Genomic DNA, 24,473 nt, shown 5'->3' with positions numbered 1-24,473 from the left:
CTGGCGCCAAAGGGCGGTTATCTTAAAGCAAAACGGCGACCAGAGGCCGCCGTTTAGTGGTTGCTGTCAATTTAGGCAGCAGGCAGTTCTTCAGGCGCTTCCACCGGTTTTGGCAGAGAAGACATAAAGGCCATCACCAGCGCCGCCAGATACGGCAGCGATTGCACCAGCAGCATCACCACCCAGAAACGCATGTCGTTGCTCGGCAGGCCCTGGACGAAAAAGATCCCGACCGCGGCGCCCCAGAGCAGCAGCATGATGAACACTTCTTCCCGTGCTTCCGAGATGGCGACCCAGAAGCCGTGGTTATCAGCGTTCTTGGGTGTACGGAAAAACGGAATGCTGGTGGTGAAAAATCCGTACAGCACCGCTTTGGCGATGGTGTGCGACAGCGCCAGCCCGGCCAATGCCGCCGCAAACGCATCTTTGAGGTTGACCCCCACGGCGCGGCGGTACAGGAAGATGATTTTGCCGACCTTGAACACAAACAGCGCCAGCGGCGGAATCGCGAAAATCAGCAGCGGCGGGTCGACCCGCGTCGGCACGATAATCATCGCCGCCGACCACAGCAGTGCCCCGACGGTGAAGAAGATGTTCATGCCATCCGCCACCCACGGCAACCAGCCCGCCAGGAAGTGATAACGCTGGCCACGGGTCAACTGAGAACCCTTGCCCCAGAGCAGGCTGGCCGCGTGACGCTTGATAATCTGAATCGCGCCGTAGGCCCAGCGGAATCGCTGTTTCTTGAAGTCGATAAAGGTATCGGGCATCAGCCCTTTGCCGTAGCTGTTGTGGGAATAGGCGGCGGAATAACCCTTTTCGAACACCCGCAAGCCCAGCTCGGCATCTTCGCAAATGCACCAATCTGCCCAGCCCAGTTCTTCGAGCACCGAGCGGCGGGTCATGGTCATGGTGCCGTGCTGGATGATCGCGTCACGGTCATTACGGGTCACCATGCCGATGTGGAAGAAACCCTTGTACTCGGAATAGCAGAGTTTTTTGAAGGTGCTTTCAGTCTGGTCGCGATAGTCCTGAGGCGACTGCACGATGGCGATTTTCGGGTCCGCGAAGTGCGGCACCATGTGTTTGAGCCAGTTGCGGTCCACACAGTAATCGGAGTCGATGACCGCAATCACTTCGGCATCCGGCGCGGTATGCGGGATCAGGTAGTTCAACGCGCCACCCTTGAAGCCTGCGAGCGGGGCGACGTGGAAGAACTTGAAACGTGGGCCCAGGGTGGCGCAGTAATCGCGCACCGGCTCCCAGACCGCCGGGTCCTTGGTGTTGTTGTCGATGATCAACACTTCGAAGTCCGGGTAATCGAGGTTGGCCAGCGCGTCCAGGGTCTGTTTGACCATGGCGGGCGGCTCGTTGTAGCACGGCACGTGAATCGAGACTTTTGGTCGGTAGGCGTTGTCGCTATCGACCGGTAAAAACTCCCTGCGCCTCTTGCGAATCCACACGGCTTCCGCCAGTTCGTGGGCCTCGGTCAACAGGACGATAAACACCCCGAGGGCGCCGAGCCCCAGCAAGAAGCCTACGGTGAGGCTGAACCAGGTGCTGTATTGCTGACTGTAGTCGTAACCGATCCATACCAGCACCGACCCGCACAAAAAGGCCGTGAAGGTCAGGAAGGTGCGACCGCGCTGGCGCAATGCCGAACCATCAATCAGCAGCAATGCCAAGGACAGCAAGCCCATGACGACCGAGCCAATGGCCAGGACGCGCCATTGCGGGATCGCCACGACCGGGCCTTCGAAGTTGAATTTCTGTTGGCGAGCGGCGTTGTACACGCCCCAGTACGCGCCCACAGAGCCTTCGTCACTGGCCTTCCAGGGTTGGTCGAAGGCTTCGATCACAAAATAGTTGTAACCGCGACGGTTCAGGGTGTTGACCAGGTTACGCAAGTAAATCGCCTGATCGGCTGGGCTGGCATCCGCACCGCCGCGCATGCGGCCGTTGCTCGGCCAGCCCACTTCCGACAGCAGCAAAGGTTTTTTCGGGAACAGTTTTTTCAGGTCCCGGGCACGGTCCAGTACAAATTCGCCAGCCTTGTCCACCGGGATAAATTCCCAGTACGGCAGGATGTGCGCGGCAATCAGGTCTACGTGCTTGGCCAGTTGCGGGTATTTCTCCCAAATGTGCCATTGCTCGGACGTGGTCACGGGCACCTTGACGGCCGCGCGCACGCGATCGAGCAGCACGATCAGCTCTTCTGGCGTGATCTCTTCACGGAACAGGGCTTCGTTGCCTACTACCACGCGTACAACGCTGCGCGAATTGTTGGCCAGCTCGATGGCTTTCTGGATTTCGCGCTCATTGCGCGCTTGGTCAGGGCTGATCCAGATACCGATGGTGACGCGCAAGCCGAACTCTTCCGCCAACTTGGGGATGTCACCCAGCGTGCCGTCGACCGAATAGGTACGGATGTTGTCGGTCAGCTTGCTCATGATCTCCAGGTCGCGACGCATTTCATCGTCGGACGGGTATTGGTCTTTCTGCGGGTACTGGCCTTGCTGAAACGGCGAGTACGAAAAACCGGAGATTTGCTCGGGCCAGTTGGGCGCGGAGACCGGGCGATTGATCAGCGCCCAGAAGCCGGTGAAGAGGGCGGCAATGGCCAGAACCACCACCAGGTTGAGTCCAAATTTACGCGATGACATAACTGTTTTGGGTTCCAAAGGGTGTGGAACGAAGATCGGTCGGCACGTGCCAAACGGCGCGCATCCTACACTGGCTCTTAACGATGCGTACAGCAGGCGGCATATGGTTCGGCGTTTGGCAGCGATAGTCGACTTAAGTTCTTTCTTTATTACTTGTAGCTCTTATCTTGCGACTTAGTCGGCTATTAAAACAGGCTTGGTCGGAAGTCTCGCAGGAAATGTACTCAAGCACAGTGTGAGACCCCTATAATGCGCGCCGGTTTTTGGGGTGGTGGTTATGAGTACAGAAGATCCGCGGTTTGCCGGTGTCGCCCGGTTGTATGGTCTGGAAGGCATGGACCGTCTGCGTCGCGCCCATGTGGCAATCGTTGGTGTGGGCGGTGTCGGGTCGTGGGCTGCCGAAGCCATTGCCCGTTGTGGCGTGGGTGAAATTTCGCTGTTCGACCTCGATGACGTGTGCGTCAGCAACACCAACCGCCAACTGCATGCCTTGAGCTCGACCGTTGGTCGGGACAAGGTCGAGGTGATGGCCGAGCGCCTGCGTGAGATCAACCCGGCCTGCACAGTGCATGCTGTGGCGGACTTCGTGACCCGTGAAACCATGGCCGAGTACATCACCCCGGACATCGATTGCGTGATCGACTGCATTGACAGCGTGAATGCAAAAGCGGCGCTGATTGCCTGGTGCAAGCGCCGCAAAATCCAGATCATCACCACCGGCGGTGCGGGCGGGCAAATCGACCCTACGTTGATCCAAGTGTGCGACCTGAACCGCACCTTCAACGACCCGCTGGCCTCGAAAGTACGCTCCACGTTACGTCGCGATTATGGGTTCTCGCGCACGGTGACCCGTCACTACAGCGTGCCTTGCGTGTTTTCCACTGAACAACTGCGCTATCCCAAGCCTGATGGCAGCATTTGCCTGCAGAAAAGTTTCGTCGGGGACGGCGTGAAGCTGGACTGTGCGGGCGGCTTTGGCGCGGTGATGATGGTGACGGCGACCTTCGGCATGGTCGCGGCCACCAAGGCGGTGGACAAAATCGTGGCGGGCGTGCGTCGGCCCTCAGAAAAGCTCAAGCAACCGCCACGTGCTCAGCCAGACCCGCTCCCGTCGAGCGAGGCGGGTGAGTGCGTCAATTCAGATAAGCCGGCCGCCTGACCGTTAACCGAGCGCCAGTTCACGCATCCGCTGCAACACGGCGTTCAGGCCATTGCTGCGGGAGGCAGACAGTTGGCGGCTGAGCCCCAACTGTTCGAACCACGCCGGTAAATCCACCTGCTGGAGTTCTTCGGTCGTTAAACCATTTACCCGCGCCAGCAGTAAAGCAACCAGCCCGCGAATCAAGCGAGCATCGCTGCTGGCGGCAAACTGCCAGCGACCGTCTTTGAGCTCTCCGACCAGCCACACCAGGCTTTCACAGCCGTGCACCCGATTCGCATCGGTCCTGGCGTGCTCATCCAGTGCCGGCATGCGCTGGCCCCATTGCATCAGCAAGCGGGCGCGCTGCTCCCAGCCTGAGCACTGCTCAAAACTGTCGAGCGCTGCTTGCGCCTCTGTGGGTAAGGTCATCGCAGTAACTCCAGCGCCTGGTCTAGCGCGACGAAGAATCTCTCAAGGTCTTCAGAGTCGTTGTACAGCGCCAAGGACACGCGAATGGCGCCTGCCAAACCCATGCCTTTAAGAAGGGGCATTGCGCAATGATGGCCAGCGCGCACGGCTATGCCTTGTTCTGTGAGCAAATGCGCCAGGTCGGCGTTGTGTACGCCATCGACGACAAAGCTCACCAGGGCCAGTTGCGGCTTGCCCAGCAGGCGAACGCCCTCGCGCTGCTTCAAGCCTTCGACCAGCAGAGCGTGCAAGGCCGCTTCGTGAGCTTCAACCGCCCGCTGATCCAGGCTCGCCAGATAGCTCAAGGTCGCGCCCAGGCCGATCACGCTGGCAATCGGCGGGGTGCCCGCTTCAAAACCCAGGGGCGCCGGGCGGAAGGTTGCGTGGTGGTAGTCGGCGTCTTGCACCATCTCGCCCCCCAATTGCCAGTGCCGCAGGCGGGCCAAGGCTTCATGGCGCCCGAACAGCACGCCCAGCCCGTCCGGGCCATAGAGCTTATGACTGGAGAACACGTAGAAGTCGCACCCCAGCGCCTGCACGTCGTGGCGACCATGAACCACGCCCTGTGCGCCATCGACCACGGTCAGCGCATTCTGTGCCTTGGCCAGGGACAGCAAGGCGGGCAAGGGTTGCCAGACGCCGAGGACGTTCGACAACTGACTCACGGCCAGCAGACGGGTGCGCGGGGTGATGAGTTTGGCGGCGGCGTGCAGGTCAATGAGGCCGTCGTCGTCAAGCGGCAGAATCACCAGTTTCAGGTGTTGCCGCTGGGCCAGCTGTTGCCAGGGCAGCAGATTGGCGTGGTGTTCAAGGGCGCTGATGACGATTTCATCGCCCGCCGTAAAGTGGTGCTCCAGCCCATAGGCCAGCAGGTTGAGTGCCGAGGTGGCGCCGTGGGTGAAAACCACGGTGCCGCAGTCGCCAGCGTTGAGCCAGTGAGCGACTTTTGTGCGGCTGTGTTCGAACGCCTGAGTGGCGTGGGCGCCCGGTAAATGTTGGGCCCGGTGCACATTGGCGGCGCCACTGGCGTAGTAATGCGTCAGTGCGTCAAGCAGGGCCTGGGGTTTTTGTGTGGTAGCAGCGTTGTCCAGATAGGTCTGGTCCTGACGTTGCAAAGCGGCGATGGCCGGAAAGTCCGCACGCCAGGGAGAAGGCAAAAGCATGGTGTTCAGGGCTCAGTTGACGAGGCCGGAAGCCGGCCCCGTCAGTGGCAGACAGACGCTTAGTTGTGAGCGTGCAGGGCTTCGTTCAGCTCGATGGCCGACTTGTGGGTTTTGCATTCCACGGCGCCGGTTTCGGAGTTGCGACGGAACAGCAGGTCAGGTTGACCGGCCAGCTCGCGAGCCTTGACCACTTTGACCAGTTGGTTGTTTTCGTCCAGCAGGGCCACTTTGGTGCCAGCGGTCACGTACAGGCCCGACTCCACGGTGTTACGGTCGCCCAGCGGGATGCCGATACCGGCGTTGGCGCCGATCAGGCAGCCTTCGCCCACCTTGATCACGATGTTGCCGCCGCCCGACAGGGTGCCCATGGTCGAGCAGCCGCCGCCCAGGTCAGAGCCCTTGCCGACAAACACGCCCGCCGAGACACGGCCTTCGATCATGCCCGGGCCTTCAGTGCCTGCGTTGAAGTTGACGAAACCTTCGTGCATCACAGTGGTGCCTTCGCCGATGTAAGCACCCAGACGCAGGCGGGCTGCGTCGGCGATGCGCACGCCAGCCGGGACCACGTAGTCGGTCATTTTCGGGAATTTGTCGACCGAGAACACTTCCAGCAGTTCGCCACGCAGGCGGGCTTCGAGTTGACGCTCGGCCAGTTCGCTCAGGTCGATGGCGCCCTGGCTGGTCCAGGCCACGTTTGGCAGCAGCGGGAACACGCCCGCCAGACTCAGGCCGTGGGGCTTGACCAGACGGTGCGACAACAGGTGCAGCTTGAGGTACGCCTCGGGGGTGGACGTCAGGGCGGCGTCTTCTGCCAGCAATGTGGCAACCAGCGGCTTGTGGCTTTCAGCCAGACGGGTCAGCAGGGCAGCCTGGGCCGCGTCCACAGGTTTGGCGGCTTCGGCCATCTGTGCGGCTTGAGCCGTGGTGAAGGTGATTGCCTGATTGCCGCCGGTGTAACCCAGAATCGGAGCGATGGCTGCGATCAGCTCGGCCGACGGGTTGAGCAGGGGCTGTGCGTAGAACACTTCCAGCCATGCGCCTTGACGGTTTTGGGTGCCGACGCCGAAGGCTGCGCTGAACAGGGTAGTAGACATGCAATTACCTCTTACAAAAATAAATGGGCGGAACCGTGGCCTTTAAGCCTTTTGAGGAAGGGCCGCCGCATAAAGATCTGGCTTGAAGCCAATCAGGGTTTTGTCACCGAGATCGAGCACCGGGCGCTTGATCATCGAGGGTTGGGCGAGCATCAGTTCAACGGCTTTGGCTTGGTCGAGATCGGCTTTGTGTTCGTCGTCGAGTTTGCGAAAGGTTGTTCCGGCCCGGTTGAGCACCACTTGCCAGCCGTGTTCGTTGCACCACTGGTTCAGGTGATCGCGGTCGATGCCGCTGCTTTTGTAGTCGTGAAAATCGTAAGGCACCCCATGTTCATCCAGCCAGGTGCGAGCCTTTTTCATGGTGTCGCAGGCTTTAATGCCAAAAAGGTGCAACGTCTTGCTCGAGTCGGTCACGGAAATTGCCCCTCCTTTGGAGATGCTGAAAATGAGCGGTCGCGGATTATGCCACGACCGGCGCGCCGGATGCGCCAGCCGTAGAGGTTGCCACAGTGTTGTGACATGTCATCACGCCATTGCGACTTTTGTTCAGCGGTCAGAGTTAGTGGTTAAAGGCTACTATGGCTCTTGATGGAAAAGTGTTGCTACTTATGTTTAGTTTAAAGCCGTTCTGATTAAAGCGGCGTGTCCGGGAACCTTGCTGATATGCAAACCGCCTATACCGTCCTCATCCTGCTGATGCTGGTGGGGGTCTCGCGTCTGTTGGGGCGTTTGATTCCGTTGCCGCTGCCCTTGGTGCAAATCGCCGCGGGCGCCTTGCTGGCCTGGCCCACTCTGGGGCTGCACGTGGCGCTGGACCCCGAGCTGTTCCTGTTTCTGTTCTTGCCGCCGTTGCTGTTTTCGGATGGCTGGCGCATCCCCAAGCGCGAATTCTGGCGCCTTAAGGGGCCGATCCTGACGCTGGCCGTGGGGTTGGTGTTATTTACGGTGGTGGGCGCGGGGTACTTCATTCACTGGTTGCTGCCGACCATTCCTTTACCCGTTGCCTTCGCGCTGGCTGCCGTCCTGTCGCCGACCGACGCCGTGGCGGTCTCAGCCATTGCGCAAAACCGTTTACCGGCGCCCTTGATGCATATGTTGCAAGGGGAAGCGTTGATGAATGACGCGACGGGCCTGGTGACGTTCAAATTCGCGTTGGCGGCAGCGATCACGGGCGTTTTTTCGTTGGCCAATGCCAGTGTCACCTTCCTGTTGGTGGCCTGTGGCGGCCTGGCCATTGGTGTGGCGTTGAGCTGGGTGGTCGGGCGCATGCGCTCGTGGATGATCGCTCGCGGTTGGGACGACCCGGCAACGCACGTTGTGTTCATGTTGCTGCTGCCTTTCGCCGCCTACGTACTGGCCGAACGTCTGGGCGCGTCCGGGATTTTGTCGGCCGTGGCCGCGGGGATGATGCAGAGCTGGCTGGACCTGTTGCCGCGTCAAACCAGTACCCGTTTGCTGAACCGCAGCGTCTGGGGCTTATTGGAGTTTGCGTTTAACGGGCTGATCTTCTTGCTGTTGGGGCTGCAACTGCCTGACATCATCAAGGCGGTTGTCAGGCTGGAAACCCACCTCTGGCCCACGCTGATGTATCGCATCCTGGATGTGGTGGTGATCTTCCTGGTCTTGATCGCACTGCGCTTTATCTGGGTGCAGAGCATCTGGCGCTTGTCCGGCTTATTGCGGCGCTGGCGCGGCAAGCAAGAACTGACGATGGTGCCGACGGCCCGTTCCTGCTGGATTCTGACCGTAGGCGGTGTGCGCGGGGCAGTGACGCTGGCGGGCGTGATGTCGATTCCCTTGTTGCTCAATGAAGGGCTTGATTTCCCCGAGCGTGAGCTGCTGATCTTTATTGCGGCGGGGGTGATCTTGCTGTCGTTGATCGTGGCTTGTATTGCCTTGCCGTTATTGTTGCGCGGCATCGCCCAAAGCTCGGATGACGCGATGCGCACTGAAGTGCGTGAAGCCTGGCGCCGTACGGCGGAGGCCGCCATCCATGCGCTGGAAACCGAGGAGGTGATTGACCCAGACCATCCGCCGGACGCTGCCCAGGCGGCGTTGGCCGCAGAGCTGAAGGCGCGGATCATGTCTGAATACCGGCATCAACTTGACGTGTTCAATGATTCTGCAGAAGCGCAGGCATTGGCATCGAAGATGGATGAACTGGAAGGCCGCCTGCGCCTCAAAGCGCTCAGGGCACAGCGCCTGGAGCTCTACAGCCTGCGTCGACATCACGAAATTGGCGATGACGTGCTCGGCGAAATCCTGCGCGATCTGGACTTGAGTGAAGCCAATCTGGGGACAGTGAAGTAACGCGGTGCGTGCCGGTGTGCAGGAGCGAGCGTGCTCGCTCCTGCAGCTTCAGGGGTTATGTGCGGCGTTCAATAAATGCGCGAATCCGCCCTGCGGCTTCCACGCATTCAGCCAGGGGAGCGACCAGCGCCATGCGCACGCGGCCCGCGCCCGGGTTGAAACCATCGACTTCACGTGACAGGTACGAGCCCGGCACCACAGTCACGTGTTCTTCGGCAAACAGGTCGCGGCAGAACGCGGCGTCGTCACCTTTCACATTCGGCCACAGATAAAAGCCGCCATCCGGGCGTTGTACATCCATGACCGGGCTCAGAATCTCCAGCACCGCGTCAAACTTCTCGCGGTACAGGTCGCGGTTGGTGCGCACGTGGGCTTCATCATTCCAGGCGGCAATGCTGGCCAATTGGGTTTGAACAGGCATGGCGCAGCCGTGGTAGGTGCGGTAGAGCAAGAACGCCTTGAGGATGTCGGCATCACCGGCAACGAAGCCGGACCGCAGCCCTGGCAGGTTCGAGCGCTTGGACAGGCTGTGGAACACCACGCACCGTTTGAAATCCTCGCGGCCCAAGGCTACGCAGGCGCTGAGCAGGCCGACGGGCGGGGTGGTTTCGTCGAAATAGAGTTCGCTGTAGCACTCATCGGCAGCAATCACGAAGTCGTGTTCGTCGGCCAGCGCAATCAGCTTTTTCAGGGTTTCAAGCGGGATCAGGGCGCCGGTCGGATTGCCCGGCGAGCACAGGAACAGGATCTGGCAGCGCTGCCACGTGGCGGCCGGGACAGCGTCGAAATCGGGGTTGAAGCCGTGTTCAGCCAGGCATGGCAGGTAGTGCGGTGTGGCCCCGGCGAGAAAGGCCGCGCCTTCGTAGATTTGGTAGAACGGGTTCGGGCTGATGACCAGCGCGTCGTCGCCACGGTTGACCACGGTTTGAGTGAAGGCAAACAGCGCTTCACGGGTGCCGTTGACCGGCAGGATGTTACGCGCCGGGTCGAGCCAGCCCGCAGGTACGTTGAAACGGCGCTCGGCCCAGTGGGCAATGGACTCGCGCAGGGCCGGGATGCCCAGCGTGGTCGGGTAGACCGCCATCTGGTCGAGGTTGTCGGCCAGGGCTTTGGCCACGAAATCGGGGGAGCGGTGCTTGGGCTCGCCAATCGACAGCGCAATCGGGCGTTTGTCGGCATTGGGCTGCACGCTGCCCAGCAAAGCGCGCAATTTTTCGAACGGGTAAGGCTGCAACTGGTTCAGAGCGTTGTTCATCGGGTGCGGATCTCACTCGGCGGCGCTTAAATGCTCAGGCGCCACGGTTCTGGGGCGGAATCTTTATTGACCGTTAATTGCTCCACGATTGCTTCCTGCAGGCGTATGCACAGTTGGGGGTCAGACAAGGGTTGGTTGTTTTCATCGGTAATGAAAAAAACGTCTTCGACGCGCTCGCCCAAGGTGGCGATCTTGGCGTTTTGCAGCGACAGATCGAATTCCAGGAAGATCATGCCAATGCGGGCCAGCAGGCCGGGGCGGTCGGGTGCGCTGAGTTCGAGCACCGTTACGGGGCGTTGTGCATCGTTATGGATCGTGACCTGTGGCGCAAAGGCGAAGTGCTTGAGCTGGCGCGGCACGCGGCGCTGGATGATGGTCGGGTAGTCATCCGGGTTGCGCAGGGCTTCGGTCAGGCCCTTGCGGATCTTTTCGATGCGCTCGGGGTTGTTGCCAATCGAGTCGCCATCGTTATCGAGTACGATGTAGGTGTCGAGGGTGAACTGGCTGCTGGACGTGATGATGCGCGCGTCGTGGATGTTCAGGTTGAGCTGGTCCATTGCCGCCACTGTCACGGCGAAGAAGTCGTGCTGGTCGGGGGCGTAGATGAAAATCTGCGTGCCGCCTTCGAAGTCGCGCTGGGTGGTTTCCTTGATCAGCACCAGCGGGCCGCCGTCGGCCGGCTGTTGCAGGATGGCCTCGGTGTGCCACGCCACATCGGAGGAGGTGTGGCGCAGAAAGTAGTCATCCCCCAGCTGCGACCAGAGCTGCTCGACATCGTCCTGATCGTTGCCGTTGCGCACCAGCGTGTCGAGGGCCGCGCTTTGGGTCTGGCGGATTTGCTCTTCGCGGTCGACAGGGTTTTCCAGCCCGCGACGCAGGGCGCGCTTGGTCTCGGTATAGAGCTGGCGCAACAGGCTGGCCCGCCACGAATTCCATAGGGTCGGATTGGTCGCGTTGATGTCGGCCACGGTCAGTACATACAGGTAGTCAAGGTGGGTTTCATCGATGACTGTCTGGGCGAAATCGTGGATGACTTGCGGGTCGGACAGGTCTTTGCGTTGGGCGGTGGTCGACATCACCAAGTGGTTTTGGACCAGCCACACGATCAGGCGCGTGTCCCACTGGGGCAGTTGATGACGGATGCAAAACGCTTCGGCATCCACGGCGCCAATCTCGGAATGGTCGCCATGGCGGCCTTTGCCGATGTCGTGGTAAAGGCCTGCCAGGTAAATGAGTTCCGGTTTCGGCAGCTTGGCCATCAATTTGCTGGCCAGCGGAAATTTGTCCGACACCTGGGTGTACTGCAATTTGCGCAGGTGCTTGATCAGGTTCAGCGTGTGGGCGTCGACGGTGTAGATGTGGAACAGATCGTGCTGCATCTGGCCGACGATAAAGCCGAATTCAGGCAAATAGCGCCCGAGAATGCCGTAGCGGTTCATTCGCCGCAGGTTGCGGTGAATGCCGATTTTGCATTTGAACAACTCGATAAACAGGCTGGTGTTGCGGATGTCGTTACGGAAATCGTCGTCGATCAGGTAACGATGTTCACGCAGCAGGCGAATCGTATCGGCGCGCACGCCCTTGATTTCCGGGCGCTGGGCCATCAGCAGGAAGATTTCCAGCATGGCGAACGGTGTGCGTTTGAACACGTTGTCGCTGGTGGCTTCGATGTAGCCGTCGTGCAACTGGAAGCGCGAGTTGATCGGGGCGGGTGGCGCTTCGTCTTCGGGGGCGAGGATCACCTCTTCGAAGTGCTGGATGATCAGGTCGCTGAGCTGCGCGATGCTCATGACCACCCGGTAATACTGTTGCATGAAGTTTTCGATCAGGTGCTTGGTGTCATCACCGGTGAAGCCCAGCAGTTCAGCGATGCTGCGCTGATGGTCGAACAGCAGGCGATCTTCGGCGCGCCCGGCCAGCATGTGCAGGGCGTAGCGAACCTTCCACAAAAACTCCTGGGAGGAGGCGAGCAGGGCGTGCTCGCTCTCCACCAGAAACCCCTGTCCGGCCAGTGCGCGCAGGCTCAGGGTGCCGTATTGGCGTCGCGCTACCCACAAGATGGTCTGGATATCGCGCAGGCCGCCGGGTGAGCCTTTGACGTTGGGCTCCAGGTTGTATTCGGTGTCGTTGTATTTGTGATGCCGGGCTTTCTGTTCGGCATGCTTGGCCAGGAAGAAATCCTTGCTGGGCCACATGTGCGCGGTGCTGGTGACATCCAGCATGCGCTGGCGCAGATGTTCAGGGCCCGCCACGGTGCGGCTTTCCATCAGGTTGGTGATGATGGTCAGGTCAGCCCGGGCCTGCTCGGCACACTCGTCCACCGAGCGCACGCTTTGACCGACTTCCAGACCAATGTCCCAAAGTAATGTCAGAAAGCGCTCAATGGAGTCGCGAAAAATTTCGTGATCGGCGTTATCCAGCAGGATAAGCAGGTCAATGTCGGAGTAGGGGTGCAGCTCGCCACGGCCGTAGCCGCCCACGGCCACGAGGGCGATGTCGGCGTCGGTGCTCCAGCTGAACTGGTCCCAGGCCTGATTCAGGATGCAGTCGACGAACCAGGCGCGATCTTCGATCAGGCGACGAATGTCGCGCCCTTTGCGAAAACGGTCGTCGAGCACTTCACGTGCCTGGCGGATCGCCTTTTTGAATGCGGCAATGGGGCTGGCTTTTAAGGCCAGCTCGGCCTGGAACTGGCCACGGTCAAAAAGTTCGGGATCCACCTGCGGCATCGATTGGCTTTCCTATGGCTGGGTTGTGGCTATCTATAAAGAAGCGACTGCAAACATCAGGCCGAAACGCGGGGGATGGTGTCATCGCTGCGCAGGGTGAAAATCTCGTAGCCCGTCTCGGTGACCAACAGGGTGTGTTCCCACTGTGCCGACAGCTTGCGGTCCTTGGTGATTGCGGTCCAGCCATCACCCAGTACTTTAGTGTCTGCCTTGCCCTGGTTGATCATCGGCTCGATGGTGAAGGTCATGCCAGCTTTAAGTTCCATGCCGGTGCCGGCGCGGCCGTAATGCAGGATCTGCGGCTCTTCGTGGAATACCTTGCCGATGCCGTGGCCGCAGAACTCACGCACGACGGAAAAACCGTTCTTTTCAGCGTGCTTCTGGATGACTTCGCCGATATCACCCAGGCGGCAGCCCGGTTTGACGATTTCGATGGCTTTGTACATGCATTCCTGGGTCACTTGCGACAGGCGCTCGGCCCAGACCGGCACTTTGCCGACGTGGAACATGCGGCTGGTGTCGCCGTGGTAGCCATCCTTGATTACCGTGACGTCGATGTTCAGGGTGTCGCCGTCTTTCAGGGCCTTGTCGCCCGGAATGCCGTGGCAGACAACGTGGTTGACCGAGGTGCAGATCGACTTCGGGAAACCTTTGTAATTGAGCGGGGCCGGGATGGCCTTTTGCACATTGACAATGTAGTCGTGGCAAATGCGGTCGAGCTCTTCGGTGGTGACGCCGGGCTTGACGTGCTCGGCGATCATTTCCAGGACTTCGGCGGCCAGTTTGCCGGCGACGCGCATCTTTGCGATGTCCTCGGGGGTTTTGAGGGTGACGGTCATACAGGCTCTCTTTGCGCGTTAGCGCTCATCAACGGAATTGCAGGTGCGAAGTGACGGCTGGCGTCGCGCACCGCGAAAAAACGCGATTCTAACAGACGGTCGGCGTTAATCATGAGCCTTGCGCCATCGCTTCTCTTAATAGAAAGGGGCATTCTGGCGCTATTGCGCGGCTTGCGCAAAAGCGCGTGGAAGAAAGTCAGAATCCGTGTTTCGTTTTTTGGCCGTCTTGTGTTATAAAATGCGCCGCTTTCCGGGTATAGCCCGGTGAGCACAAACCCACACACGTGTCGACACGATGACCTGGGTGCCTTCAGCTCGAAGCTGCTGGTTGGTCATTGGGATACGTGGAGGCCTAACCCGACTTACTAAGGAACTATCATGTCCCAAGTCACTATGCGCGATATGCTGAAGGCCGGTGTGCACTTCGGTCACCAAACCCGTTACTGGAACCCGAAGATGGGTAAATACATCTTTGGCGCGCGTAACAAGATTCACATCATCAACCTTGAAAAAACCCTGCCAATGTTCAACGAAGCTCTGACTTTCGTAGAGCGTCTGGCCCAGGGCAAAAACAAGATTCTGTTCGTCGGCACCAAGCGTTCCGCTGGCAAGATCGTTGCTGAAGAAGCAGCACGTTGCGGTTCGCCGTACGTGGATCACCGCTGGTTGGGCGGCATGCTCACCAACTTCAAAACCATCCGTGCTTCCATCAAGCGTCTGCGTGACCTTGAAGTGCAGGCAGAAGACGGTACTTTCGCCAAGCTGACCAAGAAAGAGGCGCTGATGCGCACTCGCGATCTGGAAAAGCTGGATCGTAGCCTGGGTGGTATCAAGGACATGGGCGGTCTGCCAGACGCTCTGTTCGTTATCGACGTTGACCACGAGCGTATCGCGATCACCGAAGCTAACAAGTTGGGCATCCCGGTAATCGGCGTTGTCGATACCAACAGCAGCCCGGAAGGCGTTGACTACATCATCCCGGGCAACGATGACGCAATCCGCGCTATCCAGCTGTACATGGGTGCGATGGCTGACGCTGTTATCCGTGGCCGTAACCACGTTGCTGGCGGCACCGACGTTTTCGTCGAAGACGCTCCAGCTGCAGCGGTTGAAGGCTGAGTAATAAACGCCTAGCGTTTACTCAGTACGCAAAAAGGGGGCTTGGCCCCCTTTTTGCCACCTCGAAATCCATTTGTTGGACAGGCCTCTGTCGTTGCTGTATCAAATTGCGGCACACAGGGTTGCATCGAGGCAGGCTTCATACGAATTGAACGCCCGTTTGGTCGGGTGGAATGGTTGAAAACCTATCCAAGAGGAATTTTGAAATGGCAGAGATTACTGCAGCGTTGGTTAAAGAACTGCGTGAGCGTACTGGCGAAGGCATGATGGATTGCAAGAAAGCCTTGACCAAGGCTGGCGGCGACATCGAAAAAGCCATCGACGACATGCGTGCTTCGGGCGCCATCAAGGCCGCCAAAAAAGCAGGCAACGTTGCTGCTGAAGGCGCTATCGCAGTGAAAGTTGCTGACGATAACAAGTCTGCCGTTATTCTTGAAGTTAACTCGCAAACCGACTTCCTGGCTCTGCAAGAAGACTTCAAAAACTTCGTGGCTGCCAGCGTTGAAAAAGCATTCGCGGACAAACTGACCGACGCAGCTCCGCTGATCGCCGCTCAAGAATCTGCTCGTGAAGCACTGGTTGCCAAAGTAGGCGAGAACGTTAACATTCGCCGTCTGGTGCGTGTTGAAGGTGACGTGGTTGACGCTTACCTGCACGGCAACAAAATCGGTGTTGTGGTTTCGCTCAAAGGCGGCAACGCTGAGCTGGCTCGTGACATCGCCATGCACGTAGCGGCGAGCAACCCTGAGTTCCTGCTGCCTTCGGAAGTTTCTGAAGAAGCAATCGAGCGCGAAAAAGCTGTGTTCCTGCAGCTGAACGAAGAAAAAATCAAAGGCAAGCCAGAAAACATTGTTGAAAATATGGTCAAAGGCCGTATCAGCAAGTTCCTGGCAGAAGCCAGCCTGGTTGAGCAGGCGTTCGTCAAGAACCCTGAAATCAAGGTCGGTGAGCTGGCCAAGAAGGCCGGTGCAGAAATCGTTTCCTTCACTTACTTCAAAGTAGGCGAAGGCATCGAGAAGCCAGTTGACAACTTCGCTGAAGAAGTTGCTGCTCAAGTGGCTGCAGCCAACAAGCAATAAGACGGTTTCAACTGTCGACCCAAGAGGCTGCCCGCTCACGCGCGCAGCCTCTTTTCAAATGGGTGAAGGTTTTACCTCGCCCGGCGGAACCGGTGTACAAAATCGCGATCCGATGGTGCTGTTATCCGGCGCCAAGCTAGAGTAAACGCAGGCTGAAAACAGCCTCGCACAGATTTTTTATAAAACGCGGCAGGAGAGATTCGCAATGGCTCAGCAGGGCAGTGGTTATCAAGCTCGCTATAAACGCATTCTACTCAAGCTAAGCGGCGAAGCCCTGATGGGCTCTGAAGAGTTCGGGATCGACCCCAAGGTGCTCGACCGCATGGCGCTGGAAGTCGGCCAGTTGGTGGGTATCGGCGTTCAGGTAGGTTTGGTGATTGGTGGTGGCAATCTGTTCCGTGGCGCTGCATTGAGCGCTGCCGGTATGGATCGCGTTACTGGCGACCACATGGGGATGCTCGCGACCGTGATGAACGCCCTGGCGATGCGCGATGCGCTGGAACGTGCGAATATCTCCGCCATCGTAATGTCGGCCATCTCCATGGTGGGTGTGACGGATCATTACGACCGTCGCAAGGCCATGCGTCACTTGAACGCGAAGGAAGTGGTGATTTTCGCTGCGGGTACAGGCAATCCATTCTTCACAACGGATTCTGCCGCGTGCTTGCGCGCCATTGAAATCGACGCCGACGTAGTCCTCAAGGCCACCAAGGTTGACGGTGTTTACACCGCAGATCCATTCAAAGACCCGCATGCCGAGAAGTTCGATCATCTGACTTACGATGAAGTGCTGGATCGCAAGCTGGGCGTGATGGACCTGACAGCTATTTGTCTGTGCCGCGACCACCAGATGCCATTACGTGTCTTTAACATGAACAAGCCCGGCGCCCTGCTCAACATCGTTCACGGCGGCGCTGAAGGCACTCTGATCGAGGAAGGTCAACAATGATCAACGAAATCAAGAAAGACGCACAAACGCGTATGCAGAAATCGCTGGAATCGCTGAGCCATGCATTTGGTCAGATTCGTACCGGCAAGGCTCACCCAAGCATTTTGGGTAGCGTGATGGTGCCTTACTACGGTGCTGATACGCCGCTTAGTCAGGTCGCGAACGTAACCGTTAAAGATTCTCGCACCCTGCAGGTCGTGGCGTTTGAGCGCAACATGCTTCAAGCCGTGGATAAGGCGATTCAAAGCGCTGGTTTGAACCTCAATCCGACCAACCTGGGCGAATTGCTGCTGATCTCCATGCCAGCCCTGACGGAAGAAACCCGTAAAGTATTCGCCAAGCAGGCGCGTGATGCGGCTGAAGATGCGCGTATTGCGGTACGTAATATCCGTCGTGATGCGTTGAGCCAGTTGAAAGACCTGGTTAAAGAGAAAGAAATCAGTGAAGACGAAGAGCGTCGCGCAGCTGACGAGATCCAGAAGCTGACCGACAAGGCTGTCGCGGATATCGAAACGGCTACCAAGCAGAAAGAAGCGGACCTGATGGCCGTATAAGGGTCAGGGCGTTTTATGGAAAAGACCAAGCAGGCTGTGTCGTCATCCGTGCCGCGACATGTCGCGATTATCATGGATGGCAATAATCGCTGGGCGAAAAAACGCTTTATGCCGGGTGTTGCCGGGCATAAAGCGGGTGTGGACGCAGTCCGCGCCGTGATTGAGGTGTGTGCCGAGGCCAAGGTCGAAGTGCTCACCCTGTTCGCGTTTTCCAGCGAAAACTGGCAGCGTCCTGCGGCTGAAGTCAGTGCCTTGATGGATTTGTTCTTCAAGGCGCTGCGTCGTGAGGCCAAGCGTCTCAACGAAAACAACATCAGCCTGCGCATCATTGGCGATCGCTCCCGTTTTCATCCCGAGTTGCAAGCGGCGATGCGCGAAGCGGAGGCGATCACCGCAGGCAGCGGGCGCTTTGTCCTGCAAATTGCCGCCAATTATGGTGGGCAGTGGGACATCGCGCAGGCTGCGCAACGTTTGGCGCGTGAGGTTCAGGCAGGTCATTTGCAGCCTGAAGACATCACCCCGGATTTGTTGCAAACCTGTCTGGTAACAGGCGATCTGCCGTTGCCTGACCTGTGTATCCGCACAGGGGGCGAGCACCGTATCAGCAACTTCCTGCTGTGGCAGTTGGCCTATTCCGAGCTGTACTTCTCCGACCTGTTCTGGCCGGACTTCAAACACGAAGCCATGCGTCATGCATTGGCTGATTTCGCTTCTCGCCAGCGTCGCTTCGGTAAAACAAGCGAGCAGGTTGAGGCTGGAGCCCGGGTTTAATGCTTAAGCAACGCATCATCACTGCACTTATCCTGCTGCCAATCGCTTTGTGCGGCTTTTTCCTTCTTGATGGGTCTAACTTCGCGCTCTTCATCGGGCTGGTCGTCACCCTCGGGGCCTGGGAATGGGCGCGCCTTGCCGGATTTACAGCTCAAACGGCCCGTGTCGGTTTTGCCCTCGTCGTGGCCTTATTGCTGTTTGGTCTGCACCTGTTGCCTGATCTTGCCCCGTGGGTGTTGGTGGCTGCGGTGGTGTGGTGGGCGTTGGCGACGTTTCTGGTGCTCACGTTTCCTGATTCCGCATCACGCTGGTCCAGTGCTGCAGTCAAGCTGGTCATCGGCTTGCTGATTTTGCTACCGGCCTGGCAAGGGCTGGTGATGATCAAGGCGATGCCGCTGGGTAACTGGCTGATCATGGCGGTGATGGTGCTGGTGTGGGGCGCCGATATCGGCGCGTACTTTTCCGGGCGTAAATTCGGCAAGCGCAAACTGGCCCCTAAAGTCAGCCCCGGCAAAAGCTGGGAAGGCGTTTTTGGCGGTTTGTTGCTGAGCCTGCTGATCACGGCTGTTGTCGGCGTGGTGCGCGGCTGGAGTGCCTCTCAGATGGTTGCTGCCTTGGCAGGCGCTGCCGTTATCGTATTGACTTCAGTGGTGGGCGACCTCACAGAAAGCATGTTCAAGCGTCAGGCGGGCATTAAGGACAGCAGTCAGTTGCTGCCGGGGCATGGCGGCGTACTCGATCGTATCGACAGTTTGACGGCCGCCATTCCCGTGTTCGCCGTGTTGCTGTGGATGGCTGCATCATGAGCCGTCCTCAACAGATTACGGTGCTGGGCGCTACCGGCTCGATTGGCCTGAGTACGCTGGATGTGATTGCTCGCCACCCGGATCGCTATCAAGTGTTCGGGCTGAGCGGTTATAGCCGTCTCGCGCAACTGCTGGCATTGTGCATTCAGCACACGCCTCAGGTTGCAGTGGTGCCGGATGAGCGCTCCGCGCGTCAGCTGCAAGCTGATCTGCGCGCAGCGGGCCTCAACACCGAGGTGTTGGTGGGCGAACAGGGTTTATGTGATATCGCCTCCGCGCCCGCGGTGGATGCCGTCATGGCAGCCATCGTCGGTGCTGCCGGGTTGCGTCCTACCTTGTCGGCAGTCAATGCGGGCAAGAAAATTCTGTTGGCGAACAAAGAAGCGCTGGTCATGACGGGCGCCCTGTTCATGCAGGCGGTGCGGCGTAGCGGTTCGGTATTACTGCCCATTGACAGCGAGCACAACGCGATCTTTCAGTGCCTGCCGCAGGATTTCGCCCGTGGGCTGAGTCAGGTTGGCGTGCGACGGATTCTGCTGACCGCCTCTGGTGGGCCCTTCCGGGAAACCCCATTGGCTGATCTGGCGCATGTGACGCCCGATCAGGCGTGTGCTCACCCTAACTGGTCGATGGGGCGAAAGATCTCGGTCGACTCAGCGAGCATGATGAATAAAGGCCTTGAGCTGATCGAGGCGTGCTGGCTATTTGATGCCAAGCCCGCTCAGGTTGAGGTGGTGATTCATCCGCAAAGCGTCATTCACTCGCTGGTGGACTACATAGACGGGTCGGTGCTTGCGCAGTTGGGCAATCCTGACATGCGCACGCCGATTGCCAATGCGTTGGCGTGGCCTGAGCGTATCAATTCGGGTGTGGCGCCGCTGGATCTGTTTTCCGTGGCGCGTCTGGACTTCCAGCGCCCGGATGAGCAGCGCTTCCCTTGTCTGCGCCTGGCTCGTGAAGCGGCGGCGGCTGGTGACAGCGCGCCGGCCATGCTCAATGCGGCCAATGAAGTGGCGGTGGCGGCCTTCCTTGATGGGCGAATCCGCTACCCGCACATAGCGCAATTGATTGAAGACGTTTTAAACAACGAGCCAGTGGTGCCCGTTAATGAGTTAGAGGCAGTCTTTGCCGCCGATGCCAGGGCGCGAGAGTTGGCTGATCAATGGTTGAGCCGTCAGGGCTGATCAGTGCTGCTTGCCGTAACCGGACAGGATCACGGAGAAAGTAGATGAGTGCGCTTTATATGATTGTTGGCACCCTGGTTGCGTTGGGGGTGTTGGTCACTTTTCATGAATTCGGTCACTTTTGGGTGGCGCGCCGTTGTGGCGTCAAGGTTCTGCGCTTCTCTGTGGGGTTCGGCACGCCCTTGCTGCGCTGGCACGACCGTCAGGGCACTGAGTTTGTAGTGGCAGCGATCCCGTTGGGCGGCTACGTGAAAATGCTTGATGAGCGGGAAGGGGATGTGCCGGCTGAGCTGCTGGGCCAATCCTTCAATCGCAAAACCGTCGGGCAGCGCATTGCCATCGTTGCAGCGGGCCCCATTGCCAACTTCATGCTGGCGATGGCGTTTTTCTGGATTCTGGCCATGCTGGGCAGCCAGCAAGTGCGCCCGGTCATTGGCGCAGTCGAAAGCGGTAGCCTGGCAGCGCAAGCCGGTCTGGTGCCGGGGCAGGAAATCGTTTCGATTGATGGAGAGCCCACTTCGGGCTGGTCCAATGTGAATCTGCAGCTCGTGCGCCGCCTGGGCGAGAGCGGTTCGATTCACGTGGCCGTTCGTGAGGCGGGGAGCACTTCGGAGTCCACTCATGAGCTGGTTCTGCATGACTGGTTAAAAGGGGCTAACGAGCCTGACCCAATCAGTTCGCTGGGGATTCGTCCATGGCGTCCGGAGTTGCCGGCCGTACTGGCTGAGCTTGATCCTGAAGGCCCGGCCCAGGCCGCGGGTCTTAAAACCGGTGACAAACTGCTGGCCATGAACGATCAACCGGTCAAGGACTGGCAGCAGGTGGTGGATTGGGTCCGGGTACGTCCTGAGGCGAAAATCGTATTGCGCGTCGAGCGTGATGGTGTGCCGATCGACATCCCCGTGGCATTGGCGGCGCGCGGTGAAGGCAAGGCCGCAACCGGTTATCTGGGGGCTGGGGTCAAGGGTGTGGACTGGCCGCCGGAGATGATTCGCGAGGTCAGTTACGGCCCGCTCGCCGCGATCGGCGAGGGTGCCAAACGGACTTGGACGATGAGCGTATTGACGCTCGACTCACTCAAGAAAATGTTGTTCGGCGAGCTCTCGGTAAAAAACTTGAGTGGACCGATAACCATTGCTAAAGTGGCGGGCGCTTCTGCCCAGTCGGGTGTCGCGGACTTCTTGAATTTCCTGGCTTATCTGAGTATCAGTCTTGGGGTTCTGAACTTGTTGCCCATCCCGGTACTGGATGGGGGGCATTTGTTGTTTTATCTGATCGAGTGGGCGCGTGGTCGTCCCTTGTCGGATCGGGTGCAGGGTTGGGGAATGCAGATCGGTATCAGTTTGGTGGTCGGGGTGATGTTACTTGCCCTGGTCAACGACCTGGGACGTCTGTAAACGCTTCGCTGAATTGCGAATCTGCCGCATTTTGCGGCAGTTTGTTTATTGCCAGTTGGAATAAGAAAGGACTTCATGAAACGTCTGCTGCTAACTGCGGTTCTCACCGTACTGATGATCGCCGAAGTTCACGCCGAGTCCTTCACTATCTCTGATATTCGTGTCAACGGGCTGCAGCGGGTTTCCGCTGGTAGCGTGTTTGGCGCGTTGCCGCTGAACGTGGGTGAGGTAGCGGATGACCGCCGGTTGGTGGAATCCACTCGTGCGTTGTTCAAAACCGGTTTCTTTCAGGATATCCAACTGGGTCGTGATGGCAATGTGCTCGTCATTACGGTTGTCGAACGTCCTTCCGTTTCGAGCATCACCATTGACGGAAACAAGGCTATTTCCACTGATGACCTGATGAAAGGTCTTAAACAGTCGGGTCTTGCCGAAGGTGAAATCTTCCAGCGTGCCACCCTTGAGGGTGTACGTAACGAACTGCAACGTCAGTATGTTGCCCAGGGTCGTTACTCGGCGACGGTCGACACTGAAGTCGTGTCCGAACCTCGCAACCGGGTCGCCTTGAAGGTCAATATCAACGAAGGCACGGTTGCGGCTATCCAGCACATCAACGTGGTGGGTAATACCGTCTTCCCTGAAGAAGACCTCGTTGACCTGTTTGAACTGAAAACCACCAACTGGTTGTCGTTCTTCAAGAATGACGACAAGTATGCGCGTGAAAAACTGTCCGGTGACCTTGAGCGCCTGCGCTCGTATTACCTCGACCGTGGCTATATCAACATGGATATCGCCTCCACTCAGGTATCGATCACCCCGGACAAGAAAAACGTCTACATCACGGTCAACGTGAATGAAGGCGAAAAGTACAATGTGGGCGAAGTGAAGCTGAGCGGTGACCTCAAGGTTCCTGAAGATCAGATCAAGTCGCTGCTGCTGGTTCAGCCGGGCCAGGTGTTCTCCCGCAAGCTGATGACCACGACCTCCGAGCTGATCACCCGTCGTCTGGGTAACGAAGGTTATACCTTCGCCAACGTCAACGGCGTGCCTCAGCCAAACCCGGAAGACCATACCGTGGCCATCACCTTTGTGGTGGATCCGGGCAAGCGTGCTTATGTCAACCGTATCAACTTCCGCGGCAACACCAAGTCGGAAGACGAAGTGCTGCGTCGCGAAATGCGCCAGATGGAAGGTGGTTGGGCGTCGACTTACCTGATCGACCAGTCCAAGGTGCGCCTTGAGCGTCTGGGCTTCTTCAAGGAAGTGAACGTTGAAACCCCGGCCGTGCCCGGTACAGACGACCAGGTCGATGTGAACTACGCCGTAGAAGAACAGGCTTCCGGTTCGATCACCGCCAGCGTCGGCTTTGCCCAAAGCGCCGGTTTGATCCTGGGTGGTTCGATTACCCAGAACAACTTCCTGGGTACGGGTAACCGCGTCAGCGTGGGCCTGACCCGCAGTGAATACCAGAGCCGTTACAACTTCAGTTATGTGGACCCGTACTGGACCGCTGATGGCGTGAGCCTGGGTTACAACGCGTTCTACCGCACGACCGACTACAAAGACCTCGATGTTGATGTAGCAAACTACTCTGTCGACAGCCTGGGCGCCGGTATCACCATGGGGTATCCGATCAGCGATACCTCGCGCCTGACCTATGGCCTGAGCGTGCAGCAGGATGAAATCAGTACCGGCACCTACACCGTTGACGAGATCTTCGATTTCATTAACAAAGAAGGCGACAAGTTCCTGAACTTCAAGGCTTCTGCCGGCTGGTCCGAATCGACCCTGAACAAAGGTGTGTTGCCGACACGCGGCAGCTCGCAAAGCTTGACGCTTGAAACAACCATTCCGGGCAGTGATCTCCAGTTCTACAAACTGGATTACCGCGCCCAGTTGTTCCAGCCGTTGACCGACACCTACACCATGCGCCTGCACACCGAGCTGGGTTACGGTGACAGCTATGGCTCGACGTCGGGGCTGCCGTTCTACGAGAACTACTATGCAGGTGGTTTCAACTCGGTCCGTGGTTTCAAGGACAGTGCGCTGGGTCCACGCAGTACCCCGAACAAGAATGACCCGGATCAAGATCCGCTGCCGTTTGGTGGTAACGTCCTGATCCAGGGCGGGGCAGAAGTTCTGTTCCCGATGCCGTTCGTGAAAGATCAACGTTCCCTGCGCACCTCCGTGTTCTGGGATGTGGGTAATGTTTTCGACACCAACTGCAAGTCGACCACAAAAGATTGCGATATCAGCTTTAGTAATATGGCCAGCTCTGTGGGTGTTGGCGTAACGTGGGTGACCGCACTTGGCCCGTTGAGCTTCAGCTTGGCCATGCCGATCAAGAAACCGGATGACGCAGATACCCAAGTGTTCCAGTTCTCCCTCGGCCAGACTTTCTAAAAGCCTGACTTTAGATAAACAACGGATTTAGTAGGAGTGCATCGTGCGTAAGTTGACTCAATTGGTTCTCCTGGCTTCGGTTCTGGTAGCAGGTCCGGCGTTTGCCGACATGAAAATTGCCGTTCTGAACTATCAGATGGCGCTGCTGGAATCTGACGCTGCCAAGCGTTACGCCGTAGATGCCGAGAAGAAATTCGGTCCGCAACTGACCAAACTGAAGTCCCTGGAAAGCAGTGCCAAAGGCATTCAGGATCGTCTGGTCAAAGGCGGCGACAAAATGCAGCAAGGCGAGCGTGAGCGTCTGGAGCTTGAATTCAAGCAAAAGGCTCGCGATTTCCAGTTCCAGTCCAAGGAACTGAACGAAGCCAAAGCCGTTGCTGACCGTGAAATGCTGAAACAGCTGAAGCCAAAACTGGACAGCGCTGTTGAAGAAGTCATCAAGAAAGGCGCCTATGACCTGGTGTTCGAGCGTGGTGCAGTGATCGATGTCAAACCTCAATACGACATCACTCGCCAAGTCATTGAGCGCATGAATCAGCTGAAGTAATT

At 58.3% G+C, this 24,473-nt stretch carries 19 protein-coding genes and 1 pseudogene; 12 read left to right on the top strand and 8 right to left on the bottom strand.

Annotation, left to right across the window (positions count from 1 at the left end; translation table 11 throughout):
• Positions 1 to 71: 71 nt before the first annotated feature.
• A complete protein-coding gene (locus IF654_RS17485; protein ID WP_047277228.1) occupies positions 72 to 2,663 on the bottom strand; it encodes a glycosyltransferase in 2,592 nt (863 codons plus the stop codon).
• Positions 2,664 to 2,940: 277 nt separating this feature from the next.
• Between IF654_RS17485 and tcdA the strand changes: the two are divergent.
• Positions 2,941 to 3,735, top strand: a pseudogene (gene tcdA, locus IF654_RS17480) (tRNA cyclic N6-threonylcarbamoyladenosine(37) synthase TcdA); the annotation flags it as partial.
• Positions 3,736 to 3,825: 90 nt separating this feature from the next.
• On the opposite strand, the gene IF654_RS17475 reads toward tcdA, so the two are convergent.
• The 4 genes from IF654_RS17475 to IF654_RS17460 are packed head-to-tail and all read right to left on the bottom strand — an operon-like array spanning position 3,826 to position 6,943.
• Positions 3,826 to 4,233 carry a SufE family protein gene (locus tag IF654_RS17475; protein WP_194862190.1) on the bottom strand — a complete coding sequence of 136 codons (408 nt, stop codon included), beginning with the start codon at positions 4,231 to 4,233 and terminating at the stop codon, positions 3,826 to 3,828.
• Complete coding sequence (locus IF654_RS17470) at positions 4,230 to 5,435, bottom strand: aminotransferase class V-fold PLP-dependent enzyme (RefSeq protein ID WP_047277226.1); 1,206 nt, start codon at positions 5,433 to 5,435, stop codon at positions 4,230 to 4,232. The genes IF654_RS17475 and IF654_RS17470 overlap by 4 nt, the downstream gene beginning before the upstream one ends.
• A gap of 59 nt (positions 5,436 to 5,494) precedes the next feature.
• Positions 5,495 to 6,529: a 2,3,4,5-tetrahydropyridine-2,6-dicarboxylate N-succinyltransferase gene (dapD, locus tag IF654_RS17465; RefSeq protein ID WP_047277225.1), complete on the bottom strand. Its 1,035-nt coding sequence runs from the start codon at positions 6,527 to 6,529 to the stop codon at positions 5,495 to 5,497.
• Positions 6,530 to 6,571: 42 nt separating this feature from the next.
• Positions 6,572 to 6,943, bottom strand: coding sequence for an ArsC family reductase (locus tag IF654_RS17460; protein WP_194862191.1), 372 nt, complete (start codon positions 6,941 to 6,943; stop codon positions 6,572 to 6,574).
• A 249-nt stretch (positions 6,944 to 7,192) separates the two neighbouring features.
• Between IF654_RS17460 and IF654_RS17455 the strand changes: the two genes are divergently transcribed.
• Positions 7,193 to 8,839 (top strand): Na+/H+ antiporter, encoded by a 1,647-nt coding sequence (locus tag IF654_RS17455; RefSeq protein WP_047277221.1) that lies wholly within the window; start codon positions 7,193 to 7,195, stop codon positions 8,837 to 8,839.
• A gap of 55 nt (positions 8,840 to 8,894) precedes the next feature.
• Here IF654_RS17455 and dapC read toward each other — a convergent pair whose 3' ends face one another.
• The 3 genes from dapC to map are packed head-to-tail and all read right to left on the bottom strand — an operon-like array spanning position 8,895 to position 13,662.
• Positions 8,895 to 10,094 carry a succinyldiaminopimelate transaminase gene (gene dapC, locus IF654_RS17450; RefSeq protein WP_094988801.1) on the bottom strand — a complete coding sequence of 400 codons (1,200 nt, stop codon included), beginning with the start codon at positions 10,092 to 10,094 and terminating at the stop codon, positions 8,895 to 8,897.
• 26 nt (positions 10,095 to 10,120) lie between these two features.
• The gene (locus IF654_RS17445) at positions 10,121 to 12,823 is read right to left on the bottom strand and encodes a [protein-PII] uridylyltransferase (protein WP_047277218.1); all 2,703 of its coding nucleotides are present in this window, start codon (positions 12,821 to 12,823) and stop codon (positions 10,121 to 10,123) included.
• A gap of 56 nt (positions 12,824 to 12,879) precedes the next feature.
• Positions 12,880 to 13,662, bottom strand: a complete 783-nt coding sequence (gene map, locus IF654_RS17440; protein ID WP_047277216.1) for a type I methionyl aminopeptidase — start codon at positions 13,660 to 13,662, stop codon at positions 12,880 to 12,882.
• Positions 13,663 to 14,040: 378 nt separating this feature from the next.
• Between map and rpsB the strand changes: the two genes are divergently transcribed.
• The 10 genes from rpsB to IF654_RS17390 all read left to right on the top strand — a co-directional run bounded on the left by rpsB (position 14,041) and on the right by IF654_RS17390 (position 24,471).
• Positions 14,041 to 14,781 (top strand): 30S ribosomal protein S2, encoded by a 741-nt coding sequence (rpsB, locus tag IF654_RS17435; RefSeq protein ID WP_047277214.1) that lies wholly within the window; start codon positions 14,041 to 14,043, stop codon positions 14,779 to 14,781.
• 206 nt (positions 14,782 to 14,987) lie between these two features.
• Positions 14,988 to 15,860 (top strand): translation elongation factor Ts, encoded by an 873-nt coding sequence (gene tsf, locus IF654_RS17430; protein WP_047277212.1) that lies wholly within the window; start codon positions 14,988 to 14,990, stop codon positions 15,858 to 15,860.
• Positions 15,861 to 16,065: 205 nt separating this feature from the next.
• Positions 16,066 to 16,809, top strand: a complete 744-nt coding sequence (gene pyrH / locus IF654_RS17425) for a UMP kinase (protein WP_047277210.1) — start codon at positions 16,066 to 16,068, stop codon at positions 16,807 to 16,809.
• Positions 16,806 to 17,363 carry a ribosome recycling factor gene (gene frr / locus IF654_RS17420; RefSeq protein WP_047277208.1) on the top strand — a complete coding sequence of 186 codons (558 nt, stop codon included), beginning with the start codon at positions 16,806 to 16,808 and terminating at the stop codon, positions 17,361 to 17,363. Before pyrH ends, frr begins: the two co-directional genes overlap by 4 nt.
• Before the next feature lie 15 nt (positions 17,364 to 17,378).
• Positions 17,379 to 18,134 carry a polyprenyl diphosphate synthase gene (gene uppS, locus IF654_RS17415; RefSeq protein ID WP_047277206.1) on the top strand — a complete coding sequence of 252 codons (756 nt, stop codon included), beginning with the start codon at positions 17,379 to 17,381 and terminating at the stop codon, positions 18,132 to 18,134.
• Positions 18,134 to 18,940, top strand: coding sequence for a phosphatidate cytidylyltransferase (locus tag IF654_RS17410; RefSeq protein ID WP_094987999.1), 807 nt, complete (start codon positions 18,134 to 18,136; stop codon positions 18,938 to 18,940). Before uppS ends, IF654_RS17410 begins: the two co-directional genes overlap by 1 nt.
• The gene (ispC, locus tag IF654_RS17405; RefSeq protein ID WP_094988000.1) at positions 18,937 to 20,124 is read left to right on the top strand and encodes a 1-deoxy-D-xylulose-5-phosphate reductoisomerase; all 1,188 of its coding nucleotides are present in this window, start codon (positions 18,937 to 18,939) and stop codon (positions 20,122 to 20,124) included. The genes IF654_RS17410 and ispC overlap by 4 nt, the downstream gene beginning before the upstream one ends.
• 44 nt (positions 20,125 to 20,168) lie before the next feature.
• The gene (gene rseP, locus IF654_RS17400; protein WP_094988001.1) at positions 20,169 to 21,521 is read left to right on the top strand and encodes a sigma E protease regulator RseP; all 1,353 of its coding nucleotides are present in this window, start codon (positions 20,169 to 20,171) and stop codon (positions 21,519 to 21,521) included.
• Positions 21,522 to 21,596: 75 nt separating this feature from the next.
• Entirely contained in the window at positions 21,597 to 23,924 is a 2,328-nt protein-coding gene (bamA, locus tag IF654_RS17395; RefSeq protein WP_047277198.1) for an outer membrane protein assembly factor BamA, read from the top strand.
• A gap of 43 nt (positions 23,925 to 23,967) precedes the next feature.
• Positions 23,968 to 24,471, top strand: a complete 504-nt coding sequence (locus IF654_RS17390) for an OmpH/Skp family outer membrane protein (protein WP_016781988.1) — start codon at positions 23,968 to 23,970, stop codon at positions 24,469 to 24,471.
• Positions 24,472 to 24,473: the final 2 nt, after the last annotated feature.

Source organism: Pseudomonas lundensis, from assembly GCF_015377145.2.
GTDB classification, from domain to species: Bacteria; Pseudomonadota; Gammaproteobacteria; order Pseudomonadales; family Pseudomonadaceae; genus Aquipseudomonas; species Aquipseudomonas lundensis.
This window is presented reverse-complemented; position numbering and strand designations above follow the sequence as displayed.